The organism is Natronoflexus pectinivorans, from assembly GCF_004345615.1.
In the GTDB taxonomy this organism is placed as follows: domain Bacteria; phylum Bacteroidota; class Bacteroidia; order Bacteroidales; family Marinilabiliaceae; genus Natronoflexus; species Natronoflexus pectinivorans.
On record NZ_SLWK01000009.1, the window covers coordinates 90,308 to 108,658 of the forward strand.

General features: G+C 37.5%; 16 protein-coding genes. 13 read left to right on the top strand and 3 right to left on the bottom strand.

Translation table 11 applies throughout. The annotated features are described in order from the left end of the window. Window positions 1-20 precede the first annotated feature (20 nt). From EV194_RS11965 to EV194_RS12020, 13 genes are all read left to right on the top strand, one after another. Window positions 21-503, top strand: coding sequence for a TRAP transporter small permease (locus tag EV194_RS11965; protein WP_132434276.1), 483 nt, complete (start codon window positions 21-23; stop codon window positions 501-503). 7 nt (window positions 504-510) lie between these two features. After that, window positions 511-1,818, top strand: a complete 1,308-nt coding sequence (locus EV194_RS11970; RefSeq protein WP_132434277.1) for a TRAP transporter large permease — start codon at window positions 511-513, stop codon at window positions 1,816-1,818. 394 nt (window positions 1,819-2,212) lie between these two features. Then, window positions 2,213-3,262 carry a LacI family DNA-binding transcriptional regulator gene (locus tag EV194_RS11975; protein WP_132434278.1) on the top strand — a complete coding sequence of 350 codons (1,050 nt, stop codon included), beginning with the start codon at window positions 2,213-2,215 and terminating at the stop codon, window positions 3,260-3,262. Between the two features lie 40 nt (window positions 3,263-3,302). Beyond that, window positions 3,303-4,553 carry a tagaturonate epimerase family protein gene (locus tag EV194_RS11980; RefSeq protein ID WP_132434279.1) on the top strand — a complete coding sequence of 417 codons (1,251 nt, stop codon included), beginning with the start codon at window positions 3,303-3,305 and terminating at the stop codon, window positions 4,551-4,553. Between the two features lie 386 nt (window positions 4,554-4,939). After that, window positions 4,940-5,890: an SLAC1 anion channel family protein gene (locus EV194_RS11985; RefSeq protein ID WP_132434280.1), complete on the top strand. Its 951-nt coding sequence runs from the start codon at window positions 4,940-4,942 to the stop codon at window positions 5,888-5,890. Window positions 5,891-5,999: 109 nt separating this feature from the next. After that, entirely contained in the window at window positions 6,000-6,371 is a 372-nt protein-coding gene (locus EV194_RS11990) for a hypothetical protein (RefSeq protein ID WP_132434281.1), read from the top strand. A gap of 447 nt (window positions 6,372-6,818) precedes the next feature. After that, window positions 6,819-8,288 carry a glycoside hydrolase family 130 protein gene (locus EV194_RS11995; RefSeq protein WP_132434282.1) on the top strand — a complete coding sequence of 490 codons (1,470 nt, stop codon included), beginning with the start codon at window positions 6,819-6,821 and terminating at the stop codon, window positions 8,286-8,288. Between the two features lie 332 nt (window positions 8,289-8,620). Beyond that, on the top strand, window positions 8,621-9,289 hold the full coding sequence (locus EV194_RS12000; RefSeq protein ID WP_132434283.1) for a porin family protein: 669 nt from the start codon (window positions 8,621-8,623) through the stop codon (window positions 9,287-9,289). Between the two features lie 203 nt (window positions 9,290-9,492). Next, window positions 9,493-9,948 carry a sll1863 family stress response protein gene (locus tag EV194_RS12005; RefSeq protein ID WP_132434284.1) on the top strand — a complete coding sequence of 152 codons (456 nt, stop codon included), beginning with the start codon at window positions 9,493-9,495 and terminating at the stop codon, window positions 9,946-9,948. A 50-nt stretch (window positions 9,949-9,998) separates the two neighbouring features. Further along, complete coding sequence (locus tag EV194_RS16965) at window positions 9,999-10,172, top strand: DUF5670 family protein (RefSeq protein ID WP_165921881.1); 174 nt, start codon at window positions 9,999-10,001, stop codon at window positions 10,170-10,172. Between the two features lie 65 nt (window positions 10,173-10,237). Continuing rightward, window positions 10,238-10,876 carry a PIG-L deacetylase family protein gene (locus EV194_RS12010; RefSeq protein ID WP_132434285.1) on the top strand — a complete coding sequence of 213 codons (639 nt, stop codon included), beginning with the start codon at window positions 10,238-10,240 and terminating at the stop codon, window positions 10,874-10,876. A 246-nt stretch (window positions 10,877-11,122) separates the two neighbouring features. Continuing rightward, window positions 11,123-12,265 carry a glycosyltransferase family 4 protein gene (locus EV194_RS12015; RefSeq protein ID WP_132434286.1) on the top strand — a complete coding sequence of 381 codons (1,143 nt, stop codon included), beginning with the start codon at window positions 11,123-11,125 and terminating at the stop codon, window positions 12,263-12,265. A gap of 74 nt (window positions 12,266-12,339) precedes the next feature. Beyond that, on the top strand, window positions 12,340-13,518 hold the full coding sequence (locus EV194_RS12020; RefSeq protein WP_132434287.1) for a glycoside hydrolase 100 family protein: 1,179 nt from the start codon (window positions 12,340-12,342) through the stop codon (window positions 13,516-13,518). A gap of 242 nt (window positions 13,519-13,760) precedes the next feature. Here the strand turns inward: EV194_RS12020 and EV194_RS12025 are convergent, their stop codons facing one another. From EV194_RS12025 to EV194_RS12030, 3 genes are all read right to left on the bottom strand, one after another. Further along, the gene (locus EV194_RS12025) at window positions 13,761-16,061 is read right to left on the bottom strand and encodes a glycosyltransferase family 4 protein (protein WP_132434288.1); all 2,301 of its coding nucleotides are present in this window, start codon (window positions 16,059-16,061) and stop codon (window positions 13,761-13,763) included. A 175-nt stretch (window positions 16,062-16,236) separates the two neighbouring features. Next, window positions 16,237-16,362 carry a hypothetical protein gene (locus EV194_RS17155; RefSeq protein WP_262708668.1) on the bottom strand — a complete coding sequence of 42 codons (126 nt, stop codon included), beginning with the start codon at window positions 16,360-16,362 and terminating at the stop codon, window positions 16,237-16,239. A gap of 126 nt (window positions 16,363-16,488) precedes the next feature. After that, window positions 16,489-17,973 carry a B12-binding domain-containing radical SAM protein gene (locus EV194_RS12030; protein WP_132434289.1) on the bottom strand — a complete coding sequence of 495 codons (1,485 nt, stop codon included), beginning with the start codon at window positions 17,971-17,973 and terminating at the stop codon, window positions 16,489-16,491. Window positions 17,974-18,351: the final 378 nt, after the last annotated feature.

The following is an 18,351-nucleotide window of genomic DNA, read 5'->3' on the forward strand; positions in this document are numbered from 1 at the left end:
TTTCAAAATCATATATAGCTATGAATTTTAGAGCGAAAATAGACAAAATGCTTGAATTGTTCCTGGTAGTCGTCATGAGCACCCTGGTGGTGAACGTGGTTTGGCAGGTTGCCAGTCGATACATTTTTTCCAGCCCCAGCTCCTTCACCGACGAATTGGCGGGATTTCTGCTGATCTGGGTTGGATTGGCCGGTGCTGCCTACGTAAAAGGACGCAACGAACACCTTGCCATTGACATTCTCCACACCAAGATGGGGCCAAAAACACACAAACGTACAATGATTTTCATAAACTTTCTAATCATACTCTTTTGTATCAGCGTTATGGTGATTGGTGGTACGTGGCTTATGTACGTTCAATTTGTAAATGGACAGATTTCAGCTGCACTTCAGCTTCCCATGGGATATGTATACATGATTGTTCCATTTAGCGGATTACTGATGACTTACTACGCCAGTGACGACATCAGACACTTAATAAAAGAATTAAAATCTTTAAAATAAAACCACCATGGAATTGGATATTTTAGGAATAGTTGTACTTATTGCTTCATTTCTGTTTTTTCTGGTCATTGGCGTGCCGGTGGCTTACAGTATCGGTTTGTCGGCCATCATCACCATGTTGGTGAATATGGACGTATTGCCGGCCATATCAACGCTTGCGCAGCGAATGGCAACCAGTCTCGATAGTTTTTCTCTTCTGGCTATCCCATTTTTTATATTGGCTGGTCAACTTATGAACTCTGGAGGTATAGCCATACGTTTAATTGATTTTGCCAAAGTCGTAGTTGGAAGGTTACCTGGAGGTCTTGCCATGGTTAATGTTACAGCAAACATGTTGTTTGGAGCCATTTCGGGTTCAGCCGCTGCTTCTGCTTCAGCCATCGGTTCCATTATGGGACCCCAGATGAAAAAAGAAGGGTATGAGGAGAATTTCTCTGCAGCCATCAACATTACATCAGCCACTACCGGATTGGTAATCCCACCAAGTAACATCCTCATTGTTTACTCTTTGGCAAGTGGTGGAGTTTCCATCGCAGCTCTGTTTTTGGCCGGTTACATCCCCGGGATTCTCACCGGATTGCTTTTAATGGCCGTTGGCGGAGTATATGCCTATCGTAAAAATTACCCGGTTGGAGTAAAAGTTCCTTTCAAAACAGGCATCAAAAAATTCCTCGATGCCATTCCCAGTTTAATGATGCTGGTGATTGTAATAGGCGGTATTGTTGCCGGATTTTTTACGGCCACAGAAGCCTCGGCCATTGCTGTTGTCTACTGTCTGTTTTTGGCTTTCTTTTATAAAGAGATTCGTGTGGAAAATCTTCCCCGTATCATCATCAATACAGTAAGAACCACAGGCATCGTAATGTTGTTGATTGCTACCTCCATCGGGTTATCGTGGGTAATGTCGTACGAGAACATACCACAAACCGTTAGCGACGGATTGTTGAGCATATCATCAAACCCGCTGGTTATTCTTTTGATGATCAACTTCATCTTGCTGTTTGTTGGAATCTTTATGGATATGACACCTGCAGTATTAATCTTTACTCCTATTTTCCTGCCCATTGTTACCGGACCGGAAATGGGAATTGACCCGATTCATTTTGGTATCATCATGATCACGAACCTTTGCGTTGGCTTATGTACTCCACCCGTAGGTTCTGTTCTGTTTATCGGATGTAGTGTTGCCAACCTTAAAATTCAGGATGTGATCAAACCCATGATTCCATTCTTTATTGCCATGATGGTAGCACTGCTATTGATCACATTTATCCCATCCATCAGCCTTGTTGTTCCGAGGATGTTTGGATTCTGATGACTTATGATTTCTTTATACAATAGATCGTTAGACTTTTAGATTATTAGACATAAGATACAAGTAAGCTTCTTATTATCAGTTGATTAAATGTCATCGCAGCAAGTTTATAAACATCTGATTGTTAGGCAAATAAAAAAGATTAACGAACTATTATTTATATAAACAAGAAAAATTTGATTAAAATGTAGTTTAACCACAAAAAGCACTATGACGTTTTAGAATTATCATTCTAACGGTGTTAAAACCTATTTAAAGTTTTATGCTCATTGTGGTTAAACTACAACTTTATTATACATCTCATCTTTAAGCAAAAATGAAACGCGCATGGGAAAATTCATCAAAAACCTCTCATGCAAGTCGCATCCGACCGTAATAAACTAATTAAATACGGATGAAACAGGTAAGAATAAAAGATATTGCACAAAAGGCCGGTGTTTCCATAGGCACGGTTGACAGGGTACTGCACAACCGTGGAGAGGTTGCAGCCGATACACGTGAACGGGTTTTAACCATTGCGCGTGAAATGCATTACCAGCCAAACATTGTTGCACAGGCATTAACCACCAAAAAACAATACCATTTGGCAGCTTTGTTGCCACGTGGTGGCAACGAAAACGTATTCTGGATGGCACATCCGCAAGGAATTGAAAAAGCCGTAAAAGACCTGCGTCCATTTTACGTGGATGTGCGCTTTTTCTTTTTTGAACTGCACAATGAGGCTGACTTTTTAGCCAAAACGAAAGAAATTCTGGAATATAATCCTGAGGGAGTCATTTTTGCTCCGATTCTGAAAAAAGAGTCCATACAGTTTTGCAGCGAACTGGATAACAGAAATACGCCCTACATTTTTATCGACACCTACATTGAAAACGCCAATTGCATTTCCTTTATAGGTGAAGATGCCTACCAGGGAGGCAGAGTTGCCGCCAGTCTTATTGATTATGGTCTGGAGCCGTCAAAAGATATTCTTATTGTAAACATTGCCAAGGATTTGGAAAACACCCAGCATCTGAACCGACGAAACCAGGGGTTTATGAGTTATTTTCTGGATACGGGAAGAAACCTTGGAATGAAAATCACAGTGGAGATTCCATCTTCGGATAAAGAAACGGTTAAATCCAGAATGGATTATATCCTAAAATCCAATCCCAATATTGGCGCAATATTGGTATCGAGTGCCAAAACCCATGTCATTGCCAGATATCTGGAGGATCAAAAATTAAACAACCTTATCCTGGTGGGATATGAACTTACCAGAAAAAACATCGACTATTTAAAAAGAGGTTTAATAAGGTTCTTAATTGGGCAGAAACCAACCGAACAGACAGAAAAGGCTGTTAAGCGGATGTTTGAGTATCTTACAACCAATCAAACAGTTGGAAAAAGAGAGTTTCAACCGGTGGAAATTGTCAACGTTGAAAACGTTGACCTGTTTCAATAGAAAAAAATCACAAGCAGTTAATATCCTTAAAATCAATAAAATGAAAAAACTATCAAAATATTCAATCGGCATGGGCGATCGTTTTGCTCATCAGGCAAAAGCACAGTTAAGTGCTGTGATTGAAGCGGAAAAGAAGGGATTCAGCATCACTCCGGTATGGAATAAATCCAACCGCGAGCATACAACAATCGGAAGTCAACCTGCTGACACACGCAATGCAGTTGACGCGGCGTTAAAGGAGATGGGTTGGAATAAGCCTTACTTTATTGATGCTGATCACATCAATCTTGACAATGTTGAAAAATTCATGGACAGCTCAGACTTTTTCACCATTGATGTTGCTTCTTACATAGGAAAACAGGGAGATTGTGCTGAAAAAGAGACCTTCCTGAAGAAGATGGAGAGTTATGTTGGCTCATTCTCTATACCGGGAATCGCGAAACAAATTACGGTCAGCCGGGAGCAACTGCAAAACATCACCTCGCAATATCTTTACGCTGCTTGTATGGCTGGCGAAACTTATAAGAAAATTGTCGCTGCCAAAGGAGAAGGAAACTTCATTACAGAAGTATCAATGGACGAAGTTCCCAATCCACAAACCCCGGTGGAACTCTTTTTTATTTTAGCTATGCTGGCACATTACAACGTACCAGCGCAAACAATTGCTCCCAAGTTCACCGGAAGATTTAACAAAGGTGTGGATTATGTGGGTGACACCAAAGCATTTGCCGAAGAGTTTGAGGCTAACCTGATGGTTATTGACTTCGCCATTGCAAAATTTGGCTTACCAGCTGAGCTTAAACTCAGCGTACATTCAGGATCGGACAAATTCTCAATTTACGACCCTATCAGAGATCTGACACAAAAACACAACAAAGGTTTTCACCTGAAAACTGCCGGAACCACCTGGCTTGAAGAGGTGATTGGCCTCGCACTGGCCGGAGGTGAAGCTCTGGATTTTGTGAAAAAGCTTTACGCCAAGGCTCTGGAGAACGTTGAAAAGCTGTGTGCACCCTATGCCGATGTTATCGACATCGACGAAAATCAACTTCCTTCGGCTGAGACCGTGAACAAATGGAGTAACGAGGACTTTGCCAATGCGCTTCGACATATTCCTGAGCATCCGCTGTATAATCCAAACATGCGTCAGTTGGTTCATGTAGGATATAAACTGGCCGCCGATGAAATTGATAAGTATAACGAACTGTTGAAACAAAATGCCGAGATTGTTGGAAAATGTGTGTATGAAAACATTTATGAGAGGCATTTAAAACGCTTGCTGAATCTTTAATCTTCGATTAAAGCTATGCTGCTTTAAGTTAGAAAGAAACTAATGACAGAAAGAGCTGAACACATATTGTGTTCAGCTCTTTTAGCCTGCTTTATTCATGAATTGTCGTAATGAGATGATCAAATACCAATAAATATGGACAACCGCAAAGAAAATTGATGAAGGGAATAATGAATTATTTTCAAATCAATTTTATTGAGGACGTCCAGATTTAGTAGGTAGTTGAGCATCGTAATAGATAATTTGTGAATAATGCAGGTTAGGTATATAACCCTTAATTATTGAACTAATATTTGGCAAACATTTTTAAAAATTCAACCAACATTTAGTATGATACATGTTTTATTTTATATATTTGCATATCTATATTTTTAAAACATATAAACATGTCAGATAAAATCAAATACTTCCCAATCACAGCCTATACAGTGATAATGGGTTTAAGCGGTTTAACCCTTATTTTCTCAAAATACGGACAACTTGGATGGCTGCCCACCACATTCTACAATGTGGCTTTATGGAGCGTTACAACTCTATTTGTTGTTATCAGCGTGATGTATCTTTTAAAGAGGATAATGTTTCCGCAGGAGGTAATGGCTGAATATCGGCATCCCATTCGCATTAATTTCTTCCCCACCATTTCCATATCACTTTTATTGCTATCCATAGCTTTTGAAGTATACAACAAGGCCATCTCAGCGTGGCTTTGGTGGCCGGGAGTGGCTCTTCAAACATGGTTTGCACTTAACGCCATAAGCTATTGGATTCAGCACAATTATCAGATACAACATTTTAATCCGGCCTGGTTTATCCCGGCAGTAGGAAATGTTCTGGTTCCGGTTAGCGGGATAGAACATGCACCTATGATCATAAGCTATTTCTATTTCTCATCGGGTATGTTTTTCTGGATTGCACTGTTTGTGATTTTCCTCTATAGAGTAGTATTTCATGGACAGTTGGCAGAAAAATTCATTCCAACGTTTTTCATACTCATAGCGCCACCGGCAGTAGGATTTATCTCATACATGAAGTTTTTCCCGTCATGGGACGGATTTTCAATGTTTATGCTGATGATGGCGCTCTTTTTTGTGCTGCTATTGGCAAAAATGGGAAAAAGTTTTACAAAACTCAGGTTTTTCATGTCGTGGTGGGCGTTTACATTCCCCATGACAGCCATAACCGTAGCTACAGCTTTGGCATGGGAAATGACCGGGATTCATGAATTCAAGTATATTTCATGGGCGTTGGGAACAATGGCAACCGTCATTATCAGCATAGTAGCATATAAAACCATTGCGCACATGCGAAAAGGGGAAATTTGTGTTATGGAAGAATAGATATAAAAAGTATTCAAGTTGATTGTTTGCATCATTTTTTTTTCATATTTTGGAAACAGTACTAAACCCGATTATTTCTGATAGTTTCTAAACCTAAAAGAGCTGGAGTATGAAAAAAGGAGAGATTAAGTTAATAGACCTGGATTTTGAATACAAAATCTGGAAAAACAGGTTGAGCAGCTATATTAAGGAGGTTGAAATCATAAAAAACAGAAACAAAGAAGTAGCGGATTGCTGTCCGGGAAAAGAATTGAACACTGTTGAAATTATGGTTTTGGAACAACATGAGACCGATTTAACACAATTGCTCAACCGCATAAAAGTTCAGGAACAATCCATGCAGTTTTACAACAAGGATTTTCCCATAACCGCCGATCATGAACATGTTACGGAGCACAATAAAATCCGTGAAAAAATGGCATATTTATGCTCTATTCATACTGAAAAAGTCAATGATTTGATTGATGCACTGGGAATTTGATGGAGCTAAATTTGAAATGTTGAAGCTAATGAAATTTGAGTACCGGAGTTATCAAGATGTACCTTACCTCTTTATTATAAAAATTAAACGCACTAAAAACATTACAGAAATCGACGCACTTCAGTATACGGATGCCATTTACATGGCATCCGTATTTGTTTTACAACCAAACCATATATTATGCTCACATCCAGGCCAAGAGCGATGATGTCTATCTCTCGGCTTTAAAATGCTACAGACAAAGTATTAATAATCGCCACAAAATGATTTATATAGAACCAATTGTTCAAAATAATCAATCCTTTACTTGCGAATAATGTTCTTTCTGTTTTGGATTTTCATGGCCGATTGCGATAAGGATAAGCATTTCAAATAATAGTATTGCAATTCAGGCTGATAATAAGAGATAATCCAAAAAATCCAGTTACCTTTAAAAAAAATACCAAGATGCAAGTATCTGTAAGCAGGAAGAATATAACCTTCAAACCTGACCCTGCCAGGGTAATTGTGCGGTTTCTGTTTATAGATGATAACAGAGCCATAAATACCATTCGGTTTGTCCTGAATATGTCTGCAGATGAGTCATCATTTACTTTGCAGCAAACACTTCGTGATTTTTCGATGCGCCATCGTAACATCTCAAAAATTTTTGAAAAGCATTTTAATAAAGTTTCTCATTTGCTGTCATCATTGCATATAAATCCCGATGATGTTGATTATTCTAAGAAAATTCTCATTGGTTCATATTTTACAATGGAGTATTCAATTGAATCAGCTGCTTTTTTTAATCCTTCCATGGTCGAACATCCTGATCAAACTGAAATAAGTCCTGGGTCGAAAAGAGTGATTATAAGTTTTAGAGCTACGGGTGAGGGCCACATTTCTTCAATTGTTTTCAGAACAGGAGTTTTAGACAAAAACGATGACCTTATAGTTGAGCCCATCGGAAATTTACTGGAAGAAGCAGAGCATATAAGAAGGCATATTTACAATAAGAAATCATTCGCAAAAAAGTTGGATGAAATGCAAGAGATTCATGGCATTGTTCCACCTGAACTTGTTCTGGATAAGTTAAATGATGAATTTACCTATGGAGAACTTCGCAAATGTATTAAAGAATCACGAGAAGCGATTCATTTGGAATGTGATAAAGACGTGCTTTTTAATCAAATCATATGGCTGGCATCATCACATTATGAGCTTCAATTCTCATTGGATACAAATATCTCCGAAAGAGTCATATTCCCTGTTTCTGCAAATGAAAGGAATGGTATTGAAGATGCCCGATTTGTGAAATTTACGGATGATGATAACAAAATAAAATATTTTGCAACCTACACTGCTTATGATGGAACTACCATTTTGCCAAAGTTGATAGAAACTGAGGACTTTTATCACTTCAAAATGATGCCATTACATGGTGAAATAGCAAAGAATAAAGGCATGGCTTTGTTCCCACGGAAGATAAACGGGAAATATGCAATGCTTTGCCGGATAGATGGATTTAGTAATTATATTGCTTTTTCAGATAACATCACAATATGGCGTGAAGCCAGAATGCTGCAACAACCTAAGTACTCCTGGGAATTAATTCAAATTGGTAATTGTGGATCGCCAATTGAAACAGAAGAAGGTTGGCTTATAATTACACATGGGGTAGGCCCCATGCGTGAGTACGTTATAGGTGCAGCTTTATTCGATCTTGATAACCCCGAAATAGAAATTGGCAGGTCAAAAACACCGCTACTAATACCTAATGTAGCAGAAAGAGAAGGCTACGTGCCCAATGTGGTATATTCGTGCGGTTCGATGATACATAACGATGAGTTAATAATTCCATATGCCATGTCGGATTATTCTTCAACCTATGCATCTGTTAACCTGAAGAACTTACTGACCGAACTGAAGAGTTCATAACTGTCATTTCTCAATAATATACTACTCTTATATCCATTAAAACAGAGAAAACCTCAAACACTTGATGACATAATACACCTTTTCATCTGTTTATAATTTGATTTTTATAGGCTCCCGAGTACTCGGGAGAACTCGCCACAGTAGTCATGCTAATGTATGATAAGGTTTTTTCATGGCTCGTTTCATCTTTCTTTTATATTAATGGAGACTGCTCTTCCCGATGAGATATAAAACATTACCAAATGTGTGAATTATGTAATATTAAACAATTATGTTGTAATATACCAGATTGCGATGTTAAGTACATTTGTGTATAACATAAAATATAATTTATGAAAACACTAATTTCAATCGCAATTATTGTATTCCTGTCCTCTAATTATTTAGATTCACAGAATACACAGTATAACACTGAGGACAGTTACAGAACCGATTCTCGTGAAAACTTTTATTTTGGAGCGAAAATCGGAACGAACTACTCAAATGTATATGATACACAAGGAGAAGAATTTGTTGCCGATTCAAAGTTTGGTATTGCAACAGGGGTATTTGTATCTATACCAATTGGGAAAAATTTCGGTGTACAACCCGAAATATTATTCACGCAGAAGGGTTTTAAAGGGACAGGAAGGATTTTAGGTGAACCATACGAGTTAACTCGTACTACAAACCATATTGACATTCCAATTTACCTCCAATTAAAGCCCATAAAGTATGTCTCCATATTGGCCGGACCGCAGTACTCCTATCTCATCAAACAGAAAGATGTTTTTGAAACAGCTTCCTCAAGCATTGAGACTCAAGAGGAATTCCTAGATCAGGAAATACGTAAAAACACTTTTGGTTTTACCGGTGGATTGGATTTTAATTTTGAACACATTGTTCTTGGAACAAGAATAGGATGGGATCTGCTAAAAAACAACGGTGATGGCTCATCAGAAACGCCTAGATATAGAAATGTTTGGTATCAATTTACTTTAGGTTATAGGTTTCACAATTAGAATCAAAAGGTTGCCTCAAAAGTCGATTATAAATTTTCATGCAACAATCTTGATTTCACCCCTCCAAGGCTCCCCCAATAGGGAGGCTTAAAGTCCCCCTTGGGGGATTTATGATTTGGAAGACACGTAAAATAATAATTCAATTTTGGGTCAGCCTCTTTATAATACACCAATAAAAGAATCAACAATTAAAATTTGAGACCATGAAAAAATCTATTTTATATCTGTCCTTATCCATTATTATTGTGGGTGGGTTATTATCTAACTGTCAGTTGCAAACTACAAAAGAAGATAAAGCGAAAGACAAAGTGCTAAATGCTAAAGAAGATTTAGCAAAAGCTCAAACAAACTTAACAAAAGTTCAGGAGGACACGCTTACAGTTTATCAAAAATTCATTCAAGAAACTGAAGACCAAATTTCTGTTTATGAAAAGAATATTGATGAATTAAAAGAGAAAGTTGCAAAGGAAAAGAATGAGGATAAAGCCATTTATGAGAAAAAATTAGAGCAACTGAAGCAAAAAAACACAGAACTTAAAACCAGGATTAACGATTTCAAAAATAAACAAGTAGATAATTGGGATGAAAAACAACTTGAATTCCGAAAAGATATGAACGAACTGGGGAAGGCAATCTCCGATTTTTTTGTGAAGGATTAGAGTGAAATCGTTAGAATTAGAATCGATGGAATCAATTAACACCAATAATCATGAAAAACTTACTCTATATAATTTCCGGATTGTTCTTTGTCATCTGGGGAATCCTTTTCTGGGGGCTACATGCCAAGGGGCCTGTGCACTTACTGCTTGCCATAGCCACGGTAATCATTCTTATAAGGCTTATATTTAATAAACAGTTATCGAACAAACGATTGCAGAATTGAATAGAGAGATGCTATAAATTTTCAGATGAGGTTTTGTCGAACTTATTCTAGAACCTTAAGAATAAATGAGCATAAGCATATCACCGATATCCGTTGTAGTAATTGTTGCACATCCAGATGATGAAACTTTATGGAGTGGAGGAACAATATTAAGTCGCCCTACATACGAATGGTTTATAATTTCTTTGTGTAGAGGAAGCGATCCTGACCGCGCACCAAAGTTCTTAAAAGCCATAACTACATTAAAAGCAACAGGAATAATGGGCAACCTTGATGACGGAATTGAACAGATTCCGTTAAGAAGAATAGACGTAGAAAAAGAGATCCTTGCCTTATTACCTTATACTCATTTCGATATAATAATTAGTCACAATCCAACTGGAGAATATACCAGACATTTGCGGCACGAAGAAATAGGTGAAGCAGTAATTTATTTATGGTATAAAAACAAGATATCTGCAAACCAACTATGGGTTTATGCATATAATGATGGAAATAAAGGATGGTTACCAAAGTCAGTTGAAAAGGCAACAATCAGTCATACAATTCCCAAAAAAATATGGGAAAAGAAACTTCAAATTATTACAGAAATATATGGCTTTCCCGCTAACAGCTGGGAAGCACAAACGACCCCCAAAACTGAAGCATTTTGGCAATTCACAAACCCCGCGACTGCTTTAAAATGGCTTAATAGCATAAAGTAATTTCAGATGCGGAGTGTGAAACTTCTACAATTTTGGATTTGAACAGATTATCAATTAACAACTATGTTATAAGTGTTTTAATTTATTCTATAACAGTACAAATCCATTTTTAGCCAGGTTTACGAGTTATCAGAGTCTTTGAAACTTCGGAAATCTCATTTTTCAAAGCAATCGGTGCACTATATTTCAATCTTATTAGAAATTGAAACACAGAATTATCCATCCAGTGGAACCATCGACCATATTATGAAAGTACTAGTATTATATGATTACCCACCATCTCCAGGTGGTCTGTCAACTCAGGGAGATTTGCTTTACAAAGGGCTTCTTGAGATGGGTGTTGATGCCCATGCCGCACACTATGAGTCTGCACAAGAAAAGGAATGGTACTATCGTTGGTTTGAACCCGATATAGTCGTTGGTATTGGATATTGGGGACATACGCCACAATTAGTTCTACATCCACAAAGGTACGGTATAAAGACTGTTCCCTGGTTGGTAGCCGACGGCTATATCGCGAACTACCAAGAGGTCTTAAATGCTCTGCCTCTGATACTGGTAACATCTAACTGGGTTAAAGAGATGTATGTTAGAGATGGAATTAATCCTGAAATTATTGAGGTTCTACCTGTTGGTTGCGATACTGACGCTTTTCAACCATTTAATAAGCATGAACAAAAGATTTTAGCTGTGCGGGAAGCTTTGGGTGTTTCGCTTAATCAAATAATGATTCTGACTGTTGGTGGCGACGCTGCCTCCAAGGGAGCACAAGAAGTGATGCAGGCGCTTGCCATTATTGATTCAAAGGCACCCGGCTGGAAGTATGTTTGCAAAGTGTGGCCGCAACCCCGTACAAAAGTCCAAAATCTGGCTGATTTAGAAATGGCAACTCGCTTGGGTATTGAAAAAAATGTAACGTATGCCACCAATACAATTTCCAGGGCATTTATGCCATACCTGATTGGTGCTTGTGACATATATGCAGCACCTTCAAGACTCGAAGGGTTTGGAATGCCTCAAATTGAAGCCGGTGCATGTGAGAAACCTGTTGTTAGTCTAAATGCAATGGGAATGCTTGATACACTAGTGCATAAAGAAACAGCTCTACTGGCGAGGGTTGCCAACAGAATTGTTGTTAATGAAGTTATTGTAGGCGAAGAATCAGGTTTTGAAGATAAACACAAGGTATTGTTTGATATTCCTCGTACTGTTGATTACCGGGCAAATGTGCAAGACATAGCAAAGTATTTGCTAACCTTAATGAATGATGAAGCATTGCGAATAAGGATGGGAAAAGCAGGGAGAAAAAGAGTTGTGGAAAAATTTGACTATCGCGAAGTTGCCAAACGTTTTATCCAAATTGTTCGTGATAAACTTAACATTTATTGAATCAATCAATTATGAACAGATAAAACCTTTTAATAGTCGATAATTTCGAAGTAAAAATCTAATTCAAACAAATTATGCAAACTGCCAGTCAGCTTGAAATCGATGAAGCCAGAAAAGCAGCAATTGAAGTGCTGATTCACAATTCACATGGCTCTTTTCATGGCCTGCCGCGAACAGCTGGCTGGGGATACCCAGAACCATATACCCGTGATTTAATGTTCTCTATTTTAGGTATTGGTGTTTCAGAAAACCAACAGCTTATAGAAAAAATGCGAGTGGTATTGGAAACTCTGGCAAAAAACCAAACGGAACATGGTCATATTCCTTCTCTAGTGCATGATTCAGAAGACCGAGGTGCCAGTGATACAACCCCACTTTTCTTGCTTGGAGTTGGAATTTTCAGAAAAATTACAAATGATAAGTTATTCCTGCAAAAAGCCATTGCAAAAGCCCTTCGCTGGATGGAATACCAAAGTCCTTCTGACAGGTATCTTGTTGCTCAGCAACCAACCAGTGACTGGAGAGATGAACAATGGGTAACAGGGTATGGCCTTTTTGTAAATGTACTGACATATTCTTCGCTGCGGTTACACAATCAAAATAAAAGAGCAGATTCTTTAAAACACGATATGGAAAGTTTCACCATAACGAATGGAATCTTGCATAAACATGTACACGAAGGACTTGTTGTAAGGCGCAAACCATATTTTGCTTTTTGGTCTTATAAAATTTTCAGTAGTGAACGGTTTGATTTGCTCGGTAACAGTTTGGCAATAATCTCAGGATTGGCATCACATACAAGAGCTAAGGAAATGATAATCTGGATTGAAAATGAATGCAAAAACCTGAAAAACAATGGGAGTCTTGCTATGAACCTCCCCCCCAACTTTTTCCCCTTTATTAAACCTTCAGATCCCGATTGGCATACAAGATACGCCAAATATAACAATCCCGGTGAATACCATAATGGTGGAATCTGGCCATTTATCTGCGGATTGTATATTGCCGCTTTGGTAGCTGCTAAACGTTACATTCTCGCAGAAAAAAAAATGATAGAATTAACAAAAATGGTAAAACTCTCCCACAACAGCTCTTTAAAATATGGGTTTAATGAATGGATTAAAGCCCAGAACGGGATGCCTATGGGGCAGGATTGGCAAACCTGGAGTGCCGCTTTGTATTTATATGCAGCTAAATGTGTGGAAGAAAGAAGAGTCCTGTTCTTTTCTGATGAAATTTATTCTAATCAATAAGCATTAATGTCTCAATATTTCATTCTTTTCTGTATCCTAAGTTAGGGTTGTTAACAGCAGAACCTCATTCGGCGCCTTAAGACAGGCTACAATTTACATGTTCGATGGTGAATACAGGCATGTATATGTATTTTAAGATGAGCCCACTTCATGTTGAAAAAACACGCATGTTTTTTCAATTATTCCAAGATGCCAATAATATCTGTTTAAATGATTTACAAATAGCGATAAAGACAATAAATTCAGAATAAGTTGTTAATTAAAAAATTAACAACTGCGGTATGCTTTTCAGACTTTATCGGAATAAATTTGTCTGATTTAATGTACGTAGAATAGGCTTCCAATATCGTTAAATAGGAAATAAGATACGCAAGAGAGCTTTCGGCTCCCTGGTTTCTATTTACGCCGTTTTGGTCAAATCCATCACAACAGCCCTGTGTTTCAAAATCATACAGACTTAATCGCAAATCGTTATCACCCAAAAACCATAAGAACGACGCATATAGATGTTTTAAGTAAACCTTATTTTTTGTCAATTGGAATGCCTGTTTGTACATCAATACAGAGGCCATAGCATCAATGGGTTGTTGAGAAAAGTGGGAGCGTTCGCTTCCCCTCTTAAACCATTTCTCGTTACCGATTACACTAAGATATTTATTCTTGAATGTGTGATGAGTCATAAAATTCATCGTTGCTATAGCAATACCATTAACTTCATTATCGTTTAAGATTTCGGCTGCGTGTAGCATGGCCAATGGTAAAATCCCATTATCATATGCCAGCAATGGTTCAAACCATTTCCAATCAGGTGTTTTATTATCTTTATAATTATCAGATAATCTTTTCGCCATATTTCTCAATCGTTCCACCATGGATTCATCATCCGGATGTCCCTTTAAATAATGACAAACACCAATCATGGTAGCAGCTATACTCCTTATGGACTGAAGCTTTTCGAAATTTGGCGCAGCTTTATAAAATATCTCTTTACCGGCCTGGTAATATGCATCGTTAGGCGGATTGCCTAATAAATAACCCAATGCCCATATAGTACGGCCAAATGAATCCTCAGACCCGGACTCATCTAAAAAATGCCGGCTAAAACTCAAAAAATTCTTAAACGTACCATCACTATTTTGCATATAGTGAATGTAACTTAAATAAATAGGAGACAATTCCAGTGCTCTGGATTCTTTAACCTGATTGTATGCCATTAAAACCATTAACAATGCTCGGGCATTATCATCAAGGCAATAACCCTGCTTTAAATCCGGAATCCCAAACTTGGCATGTTGAATTATTCCTGTATCATCGGTTAGCCGGTTAATATGTGTAAGGGAAAATGGAGGCATAATCAGCAAGTCAAAAATAGCGTCCTTTTTAGGTACTGATGGAAACTCTTTACCAATAACGGATTTTGCAAGCAGGGCATATTTATCACCTATTTTTGGCCACGTGATTTTGCGGCCATAGTTCAATGCTTTCTTCTTGATTTTTGCCATCATTTCCGGGTTGTCAAGCATGGTAATCAGCAGTTCTGATAGCCCCGTGTCATCCTTAAAATCGAAAAAACGGCCACGGCCATTGGCTAATAACTCTTCAGCATGCCAATATGGGGTGGAAATTGCAGCAGCCCCTACTCCTACCGCATATGAAAGTGTTCCGCTTGTAATTTGTGCTTCATTTAAATAAGGTGTAATGTATATATCGGAAGCCGACAAATATTTAAATAAGTCCTCTACTCCGATGAACTCATTTAAAAACATTACGTGCTTATCCATTTTTAGCTTTTTCACCATCCGCATTAAATAGATACGGTATTCTTCACCCGAATGGCGTAAGACATTCGGGTGTGTTTTACCCAATACAACATAAATGGTCTCAGGGTATTTTTTCACTACTTTAGGTAACGCTTTTATTACAGTTTCAATACCTTTATTTCGTCCAATAAAACCAAAGGTGAGCAGGACTTTTTTTTGCACCAACTTAAATTCCTTTTTCGATTCTTCTGCATTGAACTGCAAATCGGGCACCCCATGCTCTATGAATGCAATTTTTGAAGAAGGCACATCATAAATGGTGGTTAAAAATTCTATCGCTTTTTGACTCATCACCACAATTTTTTGTGCCATTTTACAAATTTGCTGTAGTACAGCTTTCTGATTATAGGATGGTTTATTTAGTATTGTATGAAGGGTCACAATGAAAGGGATATCCAATCGATGTAACAGAGGTAAAATATTAACGCCATCCTGTCCGCCAAAAATGCCAAATTCATGCTCTAAAATACATACATCCGCACCACTTAAATTAATAAATCTGGATGCCTTAATATAGTCTTCAAGTTTTTCCTGATTAATGGTTGTTTTTACCTCCACAGGGTATTTATATTGAGCATCAAAATCGTTTAAAGCGACAACGAACCCCTCCACCCTACTCTCTGGTGTTTTGCTTTTTACAATCACAGAGTCGAAAAGGTTATTAGTGAAAGTTCCTATGCCACATTCTCTTGGCGGATATGTTCCTATAAAGGCAATTTTCATTTTATAAAAGTTGGTTACATAAAGCACTCAGCCAATCAAAAATTGGCTGTGCGATAACATAAAGTTGTTTAACGAGCTGGGAAAGTAAGAACTATAAAGATTAAATACGGAATTTATAACTATATATAAATTTTTTTTATAGCCTTGATAGTCTACCATTTATCTACGGCCGTCTTCATTGAAACAATTTAGAAGATTCATTTTTTTGAGCCTTCTTTGCTGCTTTCTCTACCCGCTTTTCTTTAAGTGTTTTTTGGGCTTCTTTTTTGCTGCCTTTCTTGGTTACTTTTTCTTTTGTCATGACTATAGATTTAAGTGTTATTTGCTACAATGCCAATTATGATTTCCTGAGTTCGCAATGTTACGGCAAGAAACTCAGCAAAAGGTTATACAATTGGAAGTATTATTTACATCATTCTCACATAGACTAATTTTGCCTGAGACCAAAAATTGTTCGGAAATGATACCCGTAAACGGCAAAGGTTATGGCATCTGCAAACAAGGCAGGTCTTTTAAACAAAGTCCAGAGCAGCAATTTCCAAAATTCGATTCTTCCTTTATTAATAATGCCAATGACATACATCGATTTTATGAAGGCTCTAATGAGGGAAAAATTGATTCTTCTTTGTTTATTATATTTACGGTTATAATTTAAAAACATTTGACGTACTCTTTTGTAGTATGGCCTGGCAGCATAGATGTTATTAATAATTCGTTTATATCCGTCCAATAATTCGTTGTAATCCATTTTGGGAATGAAATTGATGGATGAATCGGTATTGTTACCCGAGGATTCAAAGGTCAATCTTTTCTCCTTCTCTAATCTTTTGTATAATTGAGTGTTTTTGGGGGCATTCAAAAGCCCCACCATTGCCGAAACAATTCCGCTTTTTTGGATAAATTCAATTTGTCGCTGAAATACACTGGGGGTATCGCTGTCAAATCCCACAATAAAGCCACCTGAAACCTGCAATCCTGACTGTTGTATAGCTTTGATACAATTCAGCAGATTCCTGTTTTTATTTTGCACTTTATTACAGGCACGAAGTGATTCTTCATCAGGAGTTTCTATTCCAATAAAAGTTGATGTAAAACCTGTTTCAACCATCAGAGACATCAATTCAATATCGTCAGCCAGATTAATTGAGCTTTGAATATTAAAAACAAAAGGGTGTTTATGAACTTGCATCCATCTTTTCATCAATGGCAGCAAGCTGGTTTTTATTTCCTTTTTATTTCCGATAAAATTATCATCGACGATAGAAACCGAACCGCGCCAGTTTAAGCGAAATAATTCTTCAAGTTCATTGATAATCTGATTGGGGCTTTTCATTCTCACCTTGTGCCCCAAAAGAGAGGTGATTTCACAAAAGTCGCATGAATAAGGACAACCTCGTGAAACCTGTATGTTCATAAAAACATACTTTTTCATCTCCAACAAATGGTAGTCGGGAACTGGTGTCAGAGAAAGATCTGCAAACTTGTCGGTTTTGTAAACTTTGGAAGCACAATTATTAGACAAATCATCAAGAAATAATGGCAGTGTAATTTCTGCTTCATTTAAAACAAAATGATTAATCTGTGGATAGTTTTCATATTCCTGAGTAAATAAGGGGCCACCGGCCACCATTTTTGTTCCAAGTCTCCCACATTCCGAAATGATACGATTTACTGATTCTTTTTGTATATACATTGCACTAATAAAAACATAATCGGCCCATAAAATATCTTTCGAGTCAAGTTCAGAAATATTCAAGTCAACCAGTTTTTTTTCCCAATCTTTGGGTAGCATGGCAGATACAGTAATTAATCCAAGTGGGGGAACTGCCGCCTTTTTTGAAATAAACTTAAGGGCATGTTTAAAACTCCAGAAAGAATCAGGATACAACGGATATATTAGCAATATCTTCATAATTGATAACAATTTGTAATAAATTTCGTGAAATCGCAGGAATGGACTTTTACATAATTTCAAATAAATGTTACATAATTCTCACTTCAGGAACTTGACTTGTCTGGTCTTTTAAGAAATGACAAAGTACATCAGTGCAATATCCGTTTTCAGTCAAAGAAGATGTATTTCATGAGGGGGCATGCTTCAGCATAATACCTAAATTACTTTACCAATTCAGGTTATTCTGGAGTAGTCTTATCATTTTTTATTACAAAAAACATCCGCAATAGGTAAACACGGCTTTTCAAAAAGGTTCAACCATCAAAATCAAAACTTCAGTCTGCCAAAAGTGAGAATTATGTAACTCTGTTCAAGGATTATGTAATACTTTATTAC